The organism is Brevibacillus schisleri (assembly GCF_055685845.1).
On record NZ_JBVNDM010000001.1, the window covers coordinates 2010238 to 2027015 of the forward strand.

Here is a 16778-nt window from a genome sequence, read left to right on the forward strand (position 1 = left end):
AACAAAAACCCCCTCTCATTCCTGACATTTGGGATGAGGAGGGGGTTTGTCGATGAAGGGGAGAGACAAGTCAATACGGCTCCCAGCGCAGTTTTCGTGCTTTTTCGAATCGCTCTTCCACATAGGGCCAGTTGACGATATTCCACCAGTTCTTTACATATTTGTCTCGCTGGTTTTGATACGCCAGGAAATAGGCATGCTCCCATACGTCCAGAGCCAGCAACGGAATCACATCCCATTGTGACAGGTTCTGGTGCTTTTCGGCTGTAAGAATCTCCAGATGATGTGCTCGCGGGGCCCAAACGAGGATCGACCACCCCGGACCTTCTACCTTTTCTGCAGCCTGACTAAATTGTCTTTGAAAGGCGTCATACGAACCGAAATACCGATTGATTGCCGCTGCGAGATCACCAGAGGGAGTGCCGCCCCCATTTGGACTCATGGATGACCAAAAGATCGTATGCAAGTAATGACCGGCCCCATTAAAGGCTAGCTCGCGTTCCCAATGGCGTATGAGATCGAAGTTGCCACTTTCTCGCGCATCCGATAGCTTCCTCTCTGCTGCATTGAGATCGTCTACATACTTTTGGTGCAGTTTGTTGTGATGGATTTGCATGGTAGCTTCATCGATGTACGGCTCTAAAGCGTTGTACGCATAAGGGAGCGGGGGGAGAGTATGCCGTCCGACACCCACGGGGCGTGCCGCACGGACTGGCTCACGTGCACCGGGATAGGAAACGGGTTCTGGCACAACAGGCACTTGTACTTCTTCTGCCACCGCTGGCTGTCCATGTATTGATTCCTCAACAGGTTCCTTCGCTTCTTCTTCCAGTTGGTCATCCTCACTCAACTGTGCCAGTCGTAAAAAGTGATGGAATTGCTCCTGCACTTGTTCTGCGCGAGTGATGAGAGCAGGGAGTTCGACGCTGTCTTTTGTTGAATCAAGCTTGGATGCTTGCCTTCCGATCCGTGTAAATGTTTCTTCGAATTTGTGCAGATGCCGTTCGAGTTCTCGGTTGAGGGTCTTATGTTTTCGCAAATGCTCGATCCATTGTCGCCCCCATTGGCTCCAGTCCAGCAAATTCTTGGCTTCTTCTACCAAAAGATTCTCCTCCTCGTGGGCACATCATCACTCTCCACATTATGAAAGGCGCCTAGAGAAGGTGCGACATTTGCGGAGTACAAGAAATTTCATCTACGCATATGGTAGTAGCACAAATGTTTGAGTGGTATGCTGTACTATATTCATTTCAACAGGGGAGACACATTAGTATGAGTAGAGAACGAGCGATTGCCGTTATTGATTCAGGAGTGGGAGGATTAACTGTTGCGAAGGAAGTCATGCGTCAGCTACCCGAAGAACGGATTGTTTATGTAGGCGATAATGCCCGTTGTCCGTATGGCTCCAAATCGCCGGAAGAGATTCGTACCTACAGCTTTCAAATGATCGACTATGTGATGCGTACACCGTTAAAGGCATTGGTGATCGCCTGTAATACTGCGACTGCCGTCGTGCTGGAGGAAGCGATAGGGGATTTGCCGCTACCCGTCATCGGGGTGATTGAGCCAGGGGCGCGTGCGGCTGTTCAAGTAACGAAAAACGGAAGGATCGGTGTCATCGGGACGGAAACGACCATTCGTACCAAGGCGTATGAACGTGCGCTTTTGCGGATTCAGCCGGATCTGTATGTCGCAGGAATGGCTTGCCCCGCATTTGTGCCACTGGTGGAGAGCCACATGGCGAATACGGAGGAAGCAAGAAGAGTTGTAAAAGAAACGCTTGCCCCGTTCTTGCACGAAGATTTGGACACGTTAATTTTGGGTTGTACACACTATCCGTTGCTGGCACCAATTATTTCGGAAGTGATGGGAGATCGAGTACGCCTGATTAACTCCGCAGAAGAGACAGCGCGAGAATTGTCTCTGCAAATTGCGACGGACGCCGAACGCAAGCAAATAGAGCGTCCAGAACATCTGTTTGTGACGAGTGGGGATGCTAACAAATTCCGGACCATTGCAGAAGAATGGCTAGATTGCAAAGTTAACGTCCAGCACAACTCACTGGAAAAAACTGTCCAGCCCTGATGGAAGACCTTGTCTGGCGAGACAAACTTTCAACGCATAAACCCAAGCCTAGCTCGTATACATGGTAGTACAAAGTGTGTGGAGGAGGCTGGGGAAATGAAGATAAGGCACATCGGGAAAATGACGGCCGTGCTGGGAGTTAGCGCAGTGCTTTTGTCGGGCTGCGGTCTCTTTGGCCCGGAAAAGGAAACAATTAGTATTGATGCACCACCACAGTCAGAGGTATCTGTGGATTTGCCCAACGGCACGCCGTCCCCGGATGCTGCAAAAGATGGCGCACAACCGGTCGTTCAGGAGACTGGAGAGAGAATGGTGTACTTGCAGGATGCTAACGGCTATATCGTTCCTGTCTCGATGACGCTTCCGAAATCAGACGGTCCTGCCAAACAAGTATTGAGCTACATGGTAAAAGGTGGACCGGTTGAGAGCATGCTCCAGGGTGGCTTCTCCGCTGTCTTGCCGAAAGGGACAGAAGTAAAAGGACTTGTCATCAAGAACGGCGTAGCCACTGTCGATTTTTCCAAAGACTTCAAAACGTACGAAGAGAAGGACGAGAAGAAAATTGTCGATGCAGTCACCCGGGCGTTGACGGAATTTAGTACCGTCAAGACTGTGCAAATTTGGGTGAACGGCACGCCGATGACAGAAATGCCAGCAACCAAAACACCCATCACGCTATTAGACCGGAATCAAGGAGTCAATCTCGAACTGGGCGATGGGGCAATACCAGGGGATACCTCCAGCGTAACGGTTTATTTCCAAGGTCAGCTGGATGATACACGAACGTATTATGTCCCGATCACTCGGCTAGTTCCTGAAACGACCGACATCGCCAAGGCAACGGTCGAAGAATTGATCAAAGGACCGAAACAAGGATCTCAGCTCTTCAGTTCCTTGCTGCGTACGACACGTGTTCTGAATGTGAAGCAGGAAAAAGATTTGGTGACAGTCAATTTGAGCAGTGACATCCTCAAGTATGACGATGGCAAGGAAGCGAGCCCAGAAGCGCTGCAATCGCTCGTCTTGTCATTGACAGAGACGACAGGAGCCAAGCAAGTGCAGCTGCTGGTGGAAGGAAAACCGCTCGCTAGTGGTGCGTTTACCAAGCCAGTGAGCCGCCCGGTTCAACTCAATCCCATACAGATGTAAGGAACGAGCCACGCCCGTATTAACGAGCGTGGTCAGCCTGAAGAGAAACCCCCTTTTGGGGGATTTCTTTTTAGTATTGTTCAGCACGAAGTGCTGAAAAAAAGGATAGCCTGCACCTAACTTGCTTTCGCTAGGTGTAGCGCTATCCTTTTAATGTTTTGTACTGTTGCTGTCATCAATACCTGCTCTTGGACATTTTCACGTCCGCGTAACCTACAATAGCGAAGCCCATGCAGTTCTTTAGCATCTGCAAAGCTTCGCTCTATGGTTTGGTATCTTAATCTATATAAATATTTCCCCGATTTACTTAAACGGTTCTGTCGAACCCATTCCTTACTCTCTTCCCAAACGTGCCTGCTTATCACCTTTTGGTGATTTTTAGATCGGGTACACTCAGAAAGCCTTGGACAAGTTTTACATATTTCTTTATTGGACTTATACATCCTGTATCCGTTTCGATCGGTAGTCGAATAAGTAAGTGTATGTTTTTGAGGACATGTGTACACATCGCACTCCAGATCATATTTAAAGCGCCATTTAGCAAAAAGACCTTTAACAGGTGTAAAGGCACGATGACCGATGACAGCAAATACATTTATATCGTGAAGTGCCTTGCAGATTGGAGTAGTTAAATAACCAGCATCTAATGCAATAGCTTCAATTGTATCCTGAAACCCAAACTTCTCGATTTGGAGATTCAGCCTATCTATGTAAGGAACGGAATCATGGACATTGCCAGCAGTGACATGGACATCGGTAATAATATTGTACTTATGATCGACAGTCCGGTGATCGAGATAGAAAAAGCCTTCGGGCTTGCTGTCTCGAACCATGTAGCCACTTTCCGGATCCGTGGTACTCATCTTGATTTCCTTTTCTTCCTTCACACCCTCTCTAGGCTTCAATCCTTTTTTCCATGTACCTCACGGTCTTCATTAATTGCTACCTCTAAATCTTTGAGATAGGCACGACTCGTTTTCTCGATGACATGCTTCTTAAATTTTCGTTTATTCGCATTTGCTTTAAGATGCGTAGAATCACTTATCAATACACGTCCAGCGACCATTCGATGCTGAATCGCCAAGCGAACAATTTCATCAAAAATCTCCTGAAAAACATTTGTATTTTTAAAACGGGTTCGACGATTCCAACTGATTGTTGTGTGATCTGGAACTCGATCTGTTAAAGAAAGGCCAAGAAACCAACGATAGGCGATATTAGTCTGGATTTCTTTTTCGAGTTGCCTCTCTGAGCGGATACCGTAAAGGTATCCAATGAAAATCATTTTAAATAAAACAATAGGATCAATCGACGGTCTACCGTTATCCTCGCAATAATATTGACGTACTTTTTCTCGGATGAAGGAGAAATCTATATGTTTCTGGATGACCCTTAATAAATGGTCCTCTGGGACCAATTCATCAAGACACACAAATTCGTAATGCATTTGTGGATTTTTATCATTGGAGGTAAGCACAATAATCACCTACTATAAAATGTAATTATAAGAATTATAACAAATTAACGCGGTGTCGCTTTAAAATTAAGTGAAATAAAAATGGCTGTCGACTTTCTCGACAGCCTGGCCACGCCCGTATTAACGAGCGTGGTTTTTGTTCGCCAATGGTTCGTTGTCACCGGTCCGTACGGTTCTCCAAATAACGGGCCCGAGTCCAAGCGATGGGATCGTGATCAAAAGACCTGCCACAAATCCGACTATACGTGGGTCAGCCATCGTCAAAATCCAGCCGCCAAGGAGCATGGACAGACCGATCAGAATATTTGAGATCGTCGCATCCAAAGCAAATACTCTGCCGTGGTAGCTGGGGGTGACATGCCGCATGATCAACGTATTCAGGCTGGCGTTTCCCATTCCTCCCGCCACGGTGGATAGCGCAAAGAACAGTGCCGTTACATAAATCGTGGGTGAAAAGCTGGTCAAAAGCATTCCAAAGCCTTCCACAGCAAAGCTGCTGGCAGCCACTTCGTAAAAGTATCGTTGAAAGCGCTGAGCAAGTACTCCTCCGATGATGAAGCCAATTCCGATCGCTCCGTACAACAGACCAATTCCCCATTCACCGGCAGCAAACACTTGATAGGCATAGACACTGATCAAGACATTGATGATCCCCCCGCCGATTGGCCACACGGCTTTTAGCAAAAGGATAGCGTACACAATTGGTGTGGATGTAATGGCGCGAATCACTTCTCCGTAGGAAGAGACTTTAGCAGCCTGCCGCAACTGCACGTTAGTAACGGAGTCGTTTGGGGAGGCGGGTACCTTCAGCCTAGCCAGAAACAGAGCCGAGGCGAAAAAGGAGAGGGCATTGAAAAGAAAAGCCAGATCACTTCCCCACAGTGCAATAAAAATACCGCCGATCAACGAACCAATGGCCATGACGATTCCATAGATACTTTGATCAAGTGCGTTCGCAGTCGCCAATTCCTCAGGGTCAACGATTTTGGGGAGCAGGGACATTCGTGCAGGATTGTAAAGGGAAGAAAAGGCAACTAACGAAAAAGTACCTGCATAGACCATCCATAAATCTGATTTTTCAGATACGAACAAAAACGAAAGAGCAACGAAGCCGCGAACGAGATCACAGGCGACCATCACTTTTTTTCGATCAAAACGGTCTGCCATCAGACCGCCCAGTGGACCAAAAATCAAATGAGGCAGCGTGCGTAGCGCGAGGGTAATGCCGACCGCGATAGCTGTTCCTGTTATTTCGAGCAGCAGTGCGAGTACAGCAACGCTGTTAAACCAATCTCCGATTCCGCTTAAGAAATTGGCGGTTAAAAGGCGCCGCAGATTCGGCTTTTTCAAAAGAAACAAGAAGCTCATATACAGATTCACCTACCATCAAATTAATTGAATATCTAATTAGATAATATTTTAAATAGTCGAGTGACGGCAATAAATTTTTTAAGAGGAAGGAAGTGACAAGAATATTTGCAATTCACGTAAATAGGGAAGAGGCGTTTGTGCAGTGGCAGATCGTTTCCCGCCTCTGGTATAATGAGCGGAGTGTAACAAAGCGATTTAGGAGGAACTTGGAATGAGAGTGGATGGCCGTGCCCATGACCAATTGCGCCCAGTAACCATTACGCGCAATTACATTAAACACGCAGAAGGATCTTGCCTGATTGAAGTCGGAGACACAAAGGTGATTTGTACGGCGACTTTGGAAGAACGGGTACCGCCTTTTATGCGTGGTGGCGGGAAGGGCTGGATCACAGCCGAGTATTCCATGCTTCCCCGAGCAACAGCGACCCGCAACGCGCGTGAGTCGTCGAAAGGAAAAGTCGGTGGACGAACAATGGAGATTCAGCGTCTGATCGGACGTGCTCTGCGCTCCGTTGTAAACCTTGAAGCAATGGGTGAACGCACCATTTGGTTGGATTGCGATGTCATTCAGGCAGACGGAGGTACACGGACAGCTTCGATTACCGGAGCGTTTGTGGCAATGGTAGACGCGATGCAAAAGCTGGTGGATAGTGGCACTTGGAAACAGCTTCCGTTAAACGATTTCCTGGCAGCGACCTCAGTAGGGGTAGTCGGCGAGGAAGCCGTGCTCGATCTCAACTACAAAGAGGATTCTACAGCAATTGTCGACATGAATGTCGTCATGACGGGAAAAGGAAAGTTTGTCGAACTGCAAGGAACAGGGGAGGATGCTCCGTTTTCGCCTGAACAGCTACAAGAAATGATTGCCCTTGCAAAAGTCGGCATTGACAACTTGATCAACAGTCAAAAAGAGGCGCTCGCTGATGTTACGCTCTCTTTTGCACAATCGGTAGCGGAGGAAAGTCATGCCTAATCGAAAAAAAGTCGTTCTCGCAACACGGAACCAAGGAAAAGTGAAAGAATTCAACAGGCTGTTCGCAGATGCAGGCTGGGAAGGGATTAGCCTCGCTGAATTTGATGGTGTGCCTGAGGTAGTAGAAGACAAGGACACCTTCGAAGGAAATGCGCTGAAAAAAGCAATCGAAATCTCTACATACTTGAATATGCCGGCCTTGGGTGACGATTCCGGACTGGAAGTAGATGCGCTGGAAGGACGCCCGGGTGTTTACTCCGCACGCTTCGCTGGGGAAGATGCAACAGACGAGCAGAATTGGCGTAAATTGTTGAATGAGCTGGAAGAGGTGTCGACAGAGGAACGCACAGCTCGCTTCCGTTGTACGTTGGCGTTGGTGATTCCGGGCGAAGAGCCAATCATTGCCGCAGGCGCTTGTGAGGGCGTGATCGCGCGTGAACCAAAAGGGTCAAACGGCTTTGGTTACGATCCGGTATTCTACGTCCCATCGATGGACAAAATGATGGCCGAACTCATGCCAGAAGAAAAGAACCAGATTAGCCACCGCGCTCGTGCCATGCAGCAACTGCTTGCAATCCTCAAGTAGACAAGAGAGAAAACAGGAGAGTGAAGCGTGATGGGAATTCTCATCATGAGCGATAGCCACGGCTTGGTTCGGGAAGTAAGCCAGGTCGTCAACCGACATCATGTCGAAAAAATTCTGCATTGTGGCGATTTTTGTGTCGACCATAAGCGCGAGCCGTTTTCCAACATGACACTTGTCCGAGGCAATTGCGATTCGACACAAGAGGTGCCGACTGAGCAAGAGACCAAATGGCGCGACCTTCACATCCTGCAAACGCACGGGCATCTTTTTGGAGTGAAAGGCTCTCTTCTGCGCCTTCATTACCGTGCAGAAGAGGTCGGGGCAAATGTAGTCGTATTCGGTCACTCCCATGTACCTGTCTGTGGAGTAGAAAGAGACATTTTGTTTCTAAATCCAGGTAGCCTGCAAATGCCACGAGGTTTTCACGTACCGACATATGCTCTTTTAGAAGAGACAGGAACGAGCCCGACAGAAACTTACATATCCGTGGCGTTTTATGATCATGCAGGCAACCTGGTTCCACAATTGGGAGGGAACTATTCTGTTCGTCGACCAATGAGGTCTTCTTGAAAACTAAAAGATTTGTGCTATACTAGAATGGTTATAATGGCTAGAATATTATCATCCGAGCCTGCGAAGATACCTTGGCGCGGCTGGCGATGTTCTGTTGATTCGATTTAGGAGGGGAAGTTTACGTGGCAGCAAATTGGGAAAAGGTAGAGAATAACCAGGGAGTCCTGACGATTGAAGTAGATGCTACGCAAGTAGACGCAGCATTGGATCAAGCGTTTAAAAAAGTGGTTCAAAAAGTTCAAGTTCCAGGATTCCGCAAAGGAAAAGTACCACGCAAAATGTTCGAATCCCGTTTTGGTGTAGAATCTTTGTACCAAGACGCTCTTGACATTCTGCTTCCAACTGCATACGGACAAGCTGTTCGTGAAACTGGTATCGAGCCAGTAGATCGTCCAGAAGTAGACGTAACGCAAATGGAACAAGGGAAAAACCTGATCTTCAAAGCGACTGTAACTGTGAAGCCTGAAGTGAAGCTGGGCGACTACAAAGGTCTGTCCATCGAAGAAAAAGACTTCTCTGTAACAGAAGAGAGCGTTGACGCTGAACTGAAGCGCATGCAAGAGCGTCATGCTGAGCTCGTAGCAGTAGAAGAAGGTGCCGCACAAACAGGCGATATCGCTGTAATCGATTTCGAAGGCTTCCAAGACGGAGTAGCTTTTGAAGGCGGTAAAGCGGAAGATTATTCTCTGGAACTGGGTTCCGGTACTTTCATCGCAGGGTTCGAAGAGCAACTGGCTGGTTTGAACATCGGCGAAGAAAAAGAAATTACCGTAACTTTCCCTGAAGAGTACCACTCTCCTAACCTCGCTGGTAAAGAAGCGGTATTCAAAGTGAAACTGAACAGCCTGAAGCGCAAAAACATGCCTGTTTTGGATGATGAGTTTGCCAAAGACGTGAGCGAGTTCGACACGCTGGAAGAGCTGAAAGCAGACACCAAGAAAAAACTCGAAGAAAAAACAGCGCAAGAAAAAGATCAATATGTTCGTGAGCAACTCGTTCTGAAAGCAGCTGAAAACGCTGAGATCGATTTGCCAGCAGTAATGGTTGAGCATGAATTGGATCAAATGGTTAATGAATTTGGTCAACGTCTGCAATACCAAGGCATGACGCTGGAACTGTACTACCAGTTCTCCGGCATGGATGAGAGCCAACTGCGTGATCAATTGCGTGCAGACGCAACATCCCGCGTTCGCACTTCCTTGGCTTTGGAAGCAATTGGCAAAGCAGAAAACATCGAAGCAACAGAAGAAGACGTAAACGCAGAACTGGATAAACTGGCTGGCGTATACGGCCGCCCAGCAGATGAGCTGCGCAAAATCTTCTCCGCACAAGATGGCATGGTTGCTCTGTACCGCGATGTGCAAACTCGCAAAACAGTAGATTTGCTGGTTGCAGAAAGCAAAGTAACAGCATAAGCTTAGAAGAACGCATGATTGGTCAGTGGGCAGGCTAACCCTGAGCGCTGGCTGTCAAGACCACAAGGCACGAGTGTATCGTGCCTTGTTTTTCCACCATTGACTTTTTTCGGCAAAGGAGGAAAATACATAATGTTAATCCCTATGGTCATCGAGCAAACAAGCAGGGGAGAGCGCTCGTACGATATTTACTCGCGCCTCCTGAAAGACCGGATTATTCTCTTGGGCACCGAGATTGATGATGAAATCGCCAATCTGGTTGTTGCTCAGCTGCTTTTCTTGCAAGCAGAAGATCCGGACAAGGACATATCGCTATACATAAACTCTCCAGGTGGTTCTGTTACAGCCGGAATGGCCATCTATGACACCATGCAGTACATCAAACCGGATGTGTCCACGATTTGTGTGGGCATGGCTGCCAGTATGGGTGCTTTCCTGTTGGCTGCTGGTGCAAAAGGCAAGCGCTTTGCTCTGCCAAACGCCGAGGTGATGATTCACCAACCGCTCGGCGGTGTGCGTGGGCAAGCAGAAGACATCCGCATTCATGCGGAATGGATTATGAAAACGAAGCGCCAGCTGAATGAGATTTTGTCTGAGCGGACAGGTCAGCCTTATGAACGCGTAGAGCAAGATACAGATCGCGACAATTTCATGAGTGCAGACGAAGCAAAGGCCTACGGATTGATTGACTCTATTATCGAACGCAAAAACTGACCCGTTGTGAGGTGAAGCGCATGTTTAAGTTTAACGACGACAAAGGCCAACTGAAGTGTTCCTTCTGCGGCAAGTCCCAGGAACAGGTGCGCAAGCTGGTAGCTGGTCCTGGTGTTTACATTTGTGACGAATGTATCGAACTGTGCAATGAAATTGTACAGGAAGAACTGGGCACTGAAGAAGAAATCGATATGAAAGAAATTCCAAAGCCAGTGGAAATTCGCAAAATCTTGGACGACTATGTCATCGGTCAAGATATGGCGAAGAAATCCTTGTCTGTAGCGGTGTACAACCACTACAAACGGATTAATTCCGGGGCGAAGATCGAGGATGTGGAGCTGCAAAAATCCAACATCATGCTGATCGGTCCGACTGGTAGCGGGAAAACGTTGCTCGCGCAAACATTGGCGCGCATTCTGAATGTACCTTTCGCGATTGCGGACGCAACTTCTCTGACAGAAGCAGGCTATGTGGGCGAAGACGTTGAAAACATCTTGCTCAAGCTCATTCAAGCTGCTGACTATGATGTGGAGAAGGCTGAAAAAGGAATCATTTACATCGACGAGATTGATAAGGTAGCCCGCAAATCGGAAAACCCATCCATCACGCGTGATGTATCTGGTGAAGGCGTTCAGCAAGCGCTCTTGAAAATTTTGGAGGGTACCGTTGCGAGTGTTCCACCACAAGGCGGACGCAAGCATCCTCACCAAGAGTTCATCCAAATCGACACGTCGAACATTTTGTTCATCTGTGGCGGTGCATTTGATGGCGTCGAGCAGATTATCAAGCGTCGTTTGGGTAAAAAAGTCATCGGTTTCGGCGCAGACTTCGGCGATGGCGTAAAAGGCGATCTGAAAGCCGGAGAATACCTGAAATACATTTTGCCGGAAGACCTGCTGAAATTTGGTCTGATTCCGGAGTTCGTCGGTCGTTTGCCAGTGCTGGCTACTTTGGAGCCGCTGGATGAGGAGACGCTCGTGCGTATCCTGACAGAGCCGAAAAACTCTTTGGTGAAACAGTACCAAAAACTGCTGAGTCTCGACGGTGTTGAGCTGGAGTTCGATAACGGTGCGCTGCTGCAAATCGCGAAAGAAGCGATTAAGCGCAACACTGGTGCGCGCGGACTGCGTGCGATTATCGAACAAATCATGCTCGATATGATGTATGAGCTTCCTTCCAGAGAAGACGTCAACAAGTGTGTCATTACCGAAGAAACGGTACGCGACAAAGTGAAGCCGCAACTGTTGACCAAAGAAGGCCAGGAATTGCACGAAGAAACAGCCTAAGCATTGTCTACGAAGACCATCTCGTTATCAGCGAGGTGGTTTTTTTGTTGGTGGTTTACGTCTACGCTTGCGGGGCAATACTACTTGATATCGTTCAAGAGAAGCTTTACATATGCACAAAACGGTCATGAACGTGCTCCTCTCTCTTCGGAGGACAAAAGTTGACCGCAAGCGAAGACGCATGGGAGGGACTGCATATGGACTATACGACATTGGTCATTGCTGTCATTGAAGTGGTTGTTGGTATCGTGATCGGCACCTACTTTTGGAACTTGCTGCGAGCGCAGAGAAACACGAAAACCTCAACCGAAAAGGAATCGCGCAAGGATCTTGATTCCATTCGTAAAATGAGAATGGTTGCGTTGACAGAACCTCTGTCAGAGAGAACAAGACCAGCGACTTTGGAAGAAATTGTAGGACAAGAAGATGGGCTTCGTGCGTTGCGTGCCGCTTTGTGCGGTCCCAACCCGCAGCATGTCATTATTTATGGACCACCAGGTGTAGGCAAGACCGCAGCGGCTAGGGTCGTACTGGAAGAAGCGAAGAAAAATCAGCTATCGCCGTTTTCTTCTGATGCCAAGTTTATTGAAATCGATGCGACGATTGCGCGCTTTGACGAGCGCGGGATTGCTGACCCGTTAATCGGCTCCGTACATGATCCGATTTATCAAGGGGCAGGCTCGCTTGGGCAGGCAGGGATTCCGCAGCCAAAGCCAGGCGCTGTGACGAAAGCGCACGGTGGCATGCTTTTTCTTGATGAAATCGGGGAACTTCATCCTATTCAGATGAATAAGTTACTAAAGGTTCTCGAAGACCGCAAAGTCATGCTGGAGAGTGCTTACTACAGCGAGGAAAACAACCAAATTCCTTCGCATATTCATGACGTATTCAAATACGGTTTGCCCGCCGACTTTCGTCTGGTTGGAGCGACGACGAGGCTGCCAGAAGAACTGCCTGCTGCGCTTCGTTCCCGTTGCCTGGAAATCTTTTTCCGTCCATTAAAGGCTGGGGAAATTGGGTGTATCGTGCGTACAGCCGTGCCTAAAATGAATATGAATATAGAAGACAGCGCAGTTACAGTAATCGAGCGCTATGCGACCAATGGACGTGAAGCGATCAATACCTTGCAAATCGCCGCGGGAATTGCCTTGACGGAAAAACGCCAAGACATCCAGGCTGCCGATGTGGAATGGGTAATGCACAGCAGTCAAAAATCGCCTCGCCCCGAAAAACAGGTGCATGATACACCACAGGTCGGTTTGGTCAACGGTCTTGCTGTGTACGGTCCGAACATGGGCAGTGTGATGGAGCTTGAAGTGACTGCTTCACACGCAGCTGTTCCTGGTCAGGGTCGAATGACGATGACAGGAATGGCAGAGGAAGAGGAAATGGGCAGCCGCAGCCGGACGATTCGCCGAAAGTCGATGGCAAAAGGCTCGATTGAAAACGTCATGACTGTCTTGAGCAGAATGGGCGTCCGTCCGTATGATTATGATCTGCATATCAATTTTCCGGGAGGCATCCCTGTCGATGGGCCTTCGGCGGGCATTACCATTGCCACTGCGATCTACTCGGCGATTCTGAATCAGCCTGTCGATAATTTACTGGCGATGACTGGCGAAGTGAGTATACATGGGAAGGTAAAGCCAGTTGGGGGTGTAGTGGCAAAGGTGGAAGCTGCCAAACAGGCGGGAGCGACTAGAGTCCTCATTCCACAGGAAAACTGGCAAAGTATTTTTGCGGACATGAAAGGGATCGAAGTCATTCCGATGTCTACAGTCTCTGAAGTAATCGAGCTGGCTGTACCGCAAGCTACCATGCAAGAAGAAGAGGCGACGGGATTTACTTTGCAAATCCCAGAAGAGGATCTCGCTTCCTCTCCGCTATCCCTGTAACAGTCGGGTATGCTCGCGGATTAGACATCGGATTGTGTTTGCGCTACAATGGAAAAAAGCTTCTGCTTGCAAAGAGCCTGAGGCCTTGCCCGGCCTGAAACGAGCTCCACAAAAATGATTGTGTATGATCTTTTTTGTCTCGTTTTTTGGGGTCGGGTGGGCGTTTAAAAAACGGCTTTGAGGGCCGTTTTTGTCTGTTATAAGACTCTTTGTAAGAGGGTAGATCAACAAGGAGAGGTGCATCCGCTTGGGCGAACGTTCCGGTAAACGAGAATTACCGCTTCTCCCGTTGCGAGGATTGCTTGTTTATCCGACAATGGTACTCCATTTGGACGTTGGACGGGAAAAGTCCATCCGCGCATTGGAGCAAGCCATGGTAGACGATAACAAGATTTTGCTTGCGACACAAGAAGAGGTCCACATAGAAGAGCCAGATGCTGAGCAAATTTACAAGATTGGTACCGTTGCGCGTGTGAAACAAATGCTGAAGCTGCCAAATGGGACAATCCGTGTTTTGGTAGAAGGCTTGCAACGCGCGAAGATCGAGGAGTATCTTCAGCAGGAAGATTATTTCGTCGTGTCGATTACATATTTGCAAGATGAAAAAACAGAGCAAAACGAAGTGGAAGCTTTAATGCGTTCCTTGCTGGGCCACTTTGAGCAGTACATCAAGCTGTCCAAAAAGGTTTCTCCAGAGACGCTAACCTCTGTGCAGGACATTGAGGAACCGGGACGCTTGGCCGATGTAATTGCTTCCCATTTACCGCTCAAGATGAAAGACAAACAAGAAATTCTGGAGACGACCAACATCAAGGAACGTCTGGAAATTCTTTTGACCATTTTGAACAACGAGCGCGAGGTACTTGAGCTGGAACGCAAGATCGGCAACCGCGTGAAGAAACAGATGGAGCGCACGCAAAAGGAATACTACCTGCGTGAGCAAATGAAAGCTATCCAAAAAGAGCTGGGCGACAAGGATGGCCGCCAAGGTGAAGTAGATGAGCTACGTGCCGGGCTCGAAAAATCGGACGCTCCTGAACGGATCAAAGTGAAGATTGAGAAGGAGCTCGAGCGTCTGGAAAAGATGCCGGCGACTTCTGCGGAAGGCTCGGTTATCCGCACGTATATCGATACCTTGTTTGCGCTACCGTGGACGAAGACGACAGAAGACAATCTGGATATTCATCATGCACAGCAAGTTCTCGATGAAGATCATTACGGCTTGGATAAACCTAAAGAGCGCGTCTTGGAGTATTTGGCAGTACAAAAGCTGGTAAACTCCATGCGTGGACCGATCCTTTGTCTGGTTGGTCCTCCGGGTGTCGGGAAAACATCTCTGGCCCGTTCTGTAGCGCGTGCAATCGGGCGTGAATTTGTTCGCATTTCCTTGGGTGGAGTGCGTGATGAAGCAGAAATTCGCGGTCACCGCCGTACGTATGTAGGAGCTCTCCCAGGACGAATCATCCAAGGAATGAAGCAAGCTGGCACGGTTAATCCTGTCTTTTTGCTGGATGAGATCGACAAGCTCGCGTCCGATTTCCGTGGAGACCCTGCGTCTGCCCTGCTCGAAGTACTAGATCCAAACCAAAATGATAAATTCAGTGATCACTATATCGAAGAGACCTATGATTTGACGAACGTCATGTTTATTACGACCGCAAATAGTCTCGATACGATTCCGCGTCCGCTCTTGGACCGGATGGAAGTCATCTCGATTTCCAGCTATACCGAACTGGAAAAGCTGAACATTTTGCGTGATTACCTCCTGCCGAAGCAAATGCAGGATCACGGTCTGGGCAAAGATAAGCTGAAAATGAACGACGATGCGATGCTGAAGCTCGTTCGTTTGTACACGCGGGAAGCGGGAGTTCGCAACCTCAATCGCGAAGCAGCAAACGTATGCCGCAAAGCTGCCAAGCTGATTGTAGGCGGTGAGAAAAAGCGTGTCGTGGTTACGGTCAAGACGCTGGAGACGCTGCTCGGCAAACCGCGCTACCGCTATGGACTGGCGGAGATAAAAGATCAGGTCGGCTCCGTTACGGGTCTGGCTTGGACACAAGCAGGCGGAGATACGCTGAATGTAGAAGTCAGCATTTTGCCTGGAAAAGGAAAGCTCACCCTGACAGGGAAACTGGGTGACGTCATGAAGGAATCTGCGCAGGCTGCATTCAGCTATATTCGCTCTCGTGCAGAACAGTGGGGAATCGATCCTGCCTTCCACGAGAAGAACGACATCCACATCCACTTTCCGGAAGGGGCGATTCCAAAAGACGGTCCGTCTGCTGGGATTACGATGGCGACCGCACTCGTATCCGCCCTCACGAAAATCCCGGTGAAAAAAGAGGTGGGGATGACCGGGGAGATTACATTGCGAGGTCGGGTACTGCCAATTGGCGGGCTGAAAGAAAAGTGCATGTCCGCTCACCGTGCAGGTTTAACCACGATCATTTTGCCAAAAGACAACGAGAAGGATATCGAGGATATCCCGGAGAGCGTACGCGGTGAACTGACATTCTATCCAGTTGACCATTTAGATGAAGTGCTGCGTCACGCGCTAACTAAACAGCCAGTAGGTGACAAAGCATGAAAGTAACATCATCAGAGTTTATTATCAGTGCGGTTGGACCGAAGCAGTATCCGACAGATGGCCTCCATGAGATCGCGCTGGTAGGACGCTCTAACGTAGGAAAATCATCATTGCTCAATAAAATGATGAACCGCAAAGGGCTTGCCCGGATTAGTTCTCGTCCGGGTAAAACCCAGACATTAAACTATTTCCGTGTCAATCAAATGCTCTACTTCGTTGACTTCCCGGGCTATGGGTATGCAAAGGTAGCGAAGACGATCAAGGAACAATGGGGAAAAATGATCGAGGGTTATTTGAAAAACCGGAATGAGCTTCGCTTCATTATTCAACTGGTCGATATTCGCCATGCTCCGAGTAAAGACGATATTGCGATGTACGATTGGTGCAAGCAAATCGGGCTCCCTACCGTAGTCGTAGCAACGAAAGGTGATAAAATCGCTCGCGGGCGTTGGCTACAGCATACAAAGATCATCCGTCAAAGCCTGAATTTGCGCGGGGATGATACGATCATTGTATTTTCCTCGGAGACAGGCCAAGGCAAGGATGAACTGTGGGCAGAAATCATGCGTCGTATCCGTGCTGGTGAGGAAATGGCCAAGGAGACGGCTGCCAGAGCAGAAGAGATTGCTCCAGCCAGTGAGTAATTCTTAGACCCAATTCGTCGTGG

Annotated in this window: 14 protein-coding genes; 11 read left to right on the top strand and 3 right to left on the bottom strand. The window is 48.6% G+C overall.

Annotated elements, in window-relative coordinates:
• Positions 1-70: 70 nt before the first annotated feature.
• A complete protein-coding gene (locus tag ACUUHJ_RS09985) occupies positions 71-1102 on the bottom strand; it encodes a superoxide dismutase (RefSeq protein WP_289677128.1) in 1032 nt (343 codons plus the stop codon).
• A gap of 170 nt (positions 1103-1272) precedes the next feature.
• Between ACUUHJ_RS09985 and racE the strand changes: the two genes are divergently transcribed.
• The gene (gene racE / locus ACUUHJ_RS09990) at positions 1273-2085 is read left to right on the top strand and encodes a glutamate racemase (RefSeq protein ID WP_012685507.1); all 813 of its coding nucleotides are present in this window, start codon (positions 1273-1275) and stop codon (positions 2083-2085) included.
• Between the two features lie 96 nt (positions 2086-2181).
• Positions 2182-3234 carry a GerMN domain-containing protein gene (locus ACUUHJ_RS09995; RefSeq protein ID WP_472298823.1) on the top strand — a complete coding sequence of 351 codons (1053 nt, stop codon included), beginning with the start codon at positions 2182-2184 and terminating at the stop codon, positions 3232-3234.
• A 116-nt stretch (positions 3235-3350) separates the two neighbouring features.
• Here the strand turns inward: ACUUHJ_RS09995 and ACUUHJ_RS10000 are convergent.
• Both ACUUHJ_RS10000 and ACUUHJ_RS10005 read right to left on the bottom strand, forming a co-directional pair.
• Positions 3351-4681, bottom strand: a protein-coding gene (locus ACUUHJ_RS10000; protein ID WP_472301122.1) for an IS1182 family transposase whose coding sequence is annotated in 2 segments (ribosomal slippage) — positions 3351-4141 and positions 4141-4681 — 1332 coding nt in all. Because the reading frame shifts where the segments join, the coding sequence is not laid out codon by codon here.
• Between the two features lie 150 nt (positions 4682-4831).
• Entirely contained in the window at positions 4832-6079 is a 1248-nt protein-coding gene (locus ACUUHJ_RS10005; protein WP_472298824.1) for an MFS transporter, read from the bottom strand.
• Positions 6080-6293: 214 nt separating this feature from the next.
• Between ACUUHJ_RS10005 and rph the strand changes: the two genes are divergently transcribed.
• The 9 genes from rph (at position 6294) to yihA (ending at position 16755) form a co-directional block, all read left to right on the top strand.
• Positions 6294-7055: a ribonuclease PH gene (gene rph, locus ACUUHJ_RS10010; RefSeq protein WP_472298825.1), complete on the top strand. Its 762-nt coding sequence runs from the start codon at positions 6294-6296 to the stop codon at positions 7053-7055.
• Positions 7048-7641, top strand: coding sequence for an XTP/dITP diphosphatase (locus tag ACUUHJ_RS10015; protein WP_472298826.1), 594 nt, complete (start codon positions 7048-7050; stop codon positions 7639-7641). The genes rph and ACUUHJ_RS10015 overlap by 8 nt, the downstream gene beginning before the upstream one ends.
• Positions 7642-7671: 30 nt before the next feature.
• A complete protein-coding gene (locus tag ACUUHJ_RS10020; RefSeq protein ID WP_173604985.1) occupies positions 7672-8211 on the top strand; it encodes a metallophosphoesterase family protein in 540 nt (179 codons plus the stop codon).
• 125 nt (positions 8212-8336) lie between these two features.
• Entirely contained in the window at positions 8337-9629 is a 1293-nt protein-coding gene (gene tig, locus ACUUHJ_RS10025) for a trigger factor (RefSeq protein ID WP_472298827.1), read from the top strand.
• A 132-nt stretch (positions 9630-9761) separates the two neighbouring features.
• Positions 9762-10343 (top strand): ATP-dependent Clp endopeptidase proteolytic subunit ClpP, encoded by a 582-nt coding sequence (gene clpP, locus ACUUHJ_RS10030; RefSeq protein WP_289677137.1) that lies wholly within the window; start codon positions 9762-9764, stop codon positions 10341-10343.
• A 20-nt stretch (positions 10344-10363) separates the two neighbouring features.
• On the top strand, positions 10364-11629 hold the full coding sequence (gene clpX / locus ACUUHJ_RS10035; protein ID WP_012685515.1) for an ATP-dependent protease ATP-binding subunit ClpX: 1266 nt from the start codon (positions 10364-10366) through the stop codon (positions 11627-11629).
• A 197-nt stretch (positions 11630-11826) separates the two neighbouring features.
• A complete protein-coding gene (gene lonB / locus ACUUHJ_RS10040) occupies positions 11827-13524 on the top strand; it encodes an ATP-dependent protease LonB (RefSeq protein WP_472298828.1) in 1698 nt (565 codons plus the stop codon).
• A gap of 247 nt (positions 13525-13771) precedes the next feature.
• Positions 13772-16111 (top strand): endopeptidase La, encoded by a 2340-nt coding sequence (gene lon / locus ACUUHJ_RS10045; protein WP_289677140.1) that lies wholly within the window; start codon positions 13772-13774, stop codon positions 16109-16111.
• Positions 16108-16755, top strand: a complete 648-nt coding sequence (yihA, locus tag ACUUHJ_RS10050) for a ribosome biogenesis GTP-binding protein YihA/YsxC (RefSeq protein ID WP_016739159.1) — start codon at positions 16108-16110, stop codon at positions 16753-16755. Before lon ends, yihA begins: the two co-directional genes overlap by 4 nt.
• The last annotated feature ends 23 nt before the right edge of the window (positions 16756-16778 follow it).

Coding starts and splice junctions, on each gene's coding strand:
- racE (WP_012685507.1), top strand. CDS start 1,273: ATGAGTAGAGAACGAGCGATTGCCGTTATTGATTCAGGAGTGGGAGGA.
- ACUUHJ_RS09995 (WP_472298823.1), top strand. CDS start 2,182: ATGAAGATAAGGCACATCGGGAAAATGACGGCCGTGCTGGGAGTTAGC.
- ACUUHJ_RS10005 (WP_472298824.1), bottom strand. CDS start 6,079: ATGAGCTTCTTGTTTCTTTTGAAAAAGCCGAATCTGCGGCGCCTTTTA.
- rph (WP_472298825.1), top strand. CDS start 6,294: ATGAGAGTGGATGGCCGTGCCCATGACCAATTGCGCCCAGTAACCATT.
- ACUUHJ_RS10015 (WP_472298826.1), top strand. CDS start 7,048: ATGCCTAATCGAAAAAAAGTCGTTCTCGCAACACGGAACCAAGGAAAA.
- ACUUHJ_RS10020 (WP_173604985.1), top strand. CDS start 7,672: ATGGGAATTCTCATCATGAGCGATAGCCACGGCTTGGTTCGGGAAGTA.
- clpP (WP_289677137.1), top strand. CDS start 9,762: ATGTTAATCCCTATGGTCATCGAGCAAACAAGCAGGGGAGAGCGCTCG.
- clpX (WP_012685515.1), top strand. CDS start 10,364: ATGTTTAAGTTTAACGACGACAAAGGCCAACTGAAGTGTTCCTTCTGC.
- lonB (WP_472298828.1), top strand. CDS start 11,827: ATGGACTATACGACATTGGTCATTGCTGTCATTGAAGTGGTTGTTGGT.
- yihA (WP_016739159.1), top strand. CDS start 16,108: ATGAAAGTAACATCATCAGAGTTTATTATCAGTGCGGTTGGACCGAAG.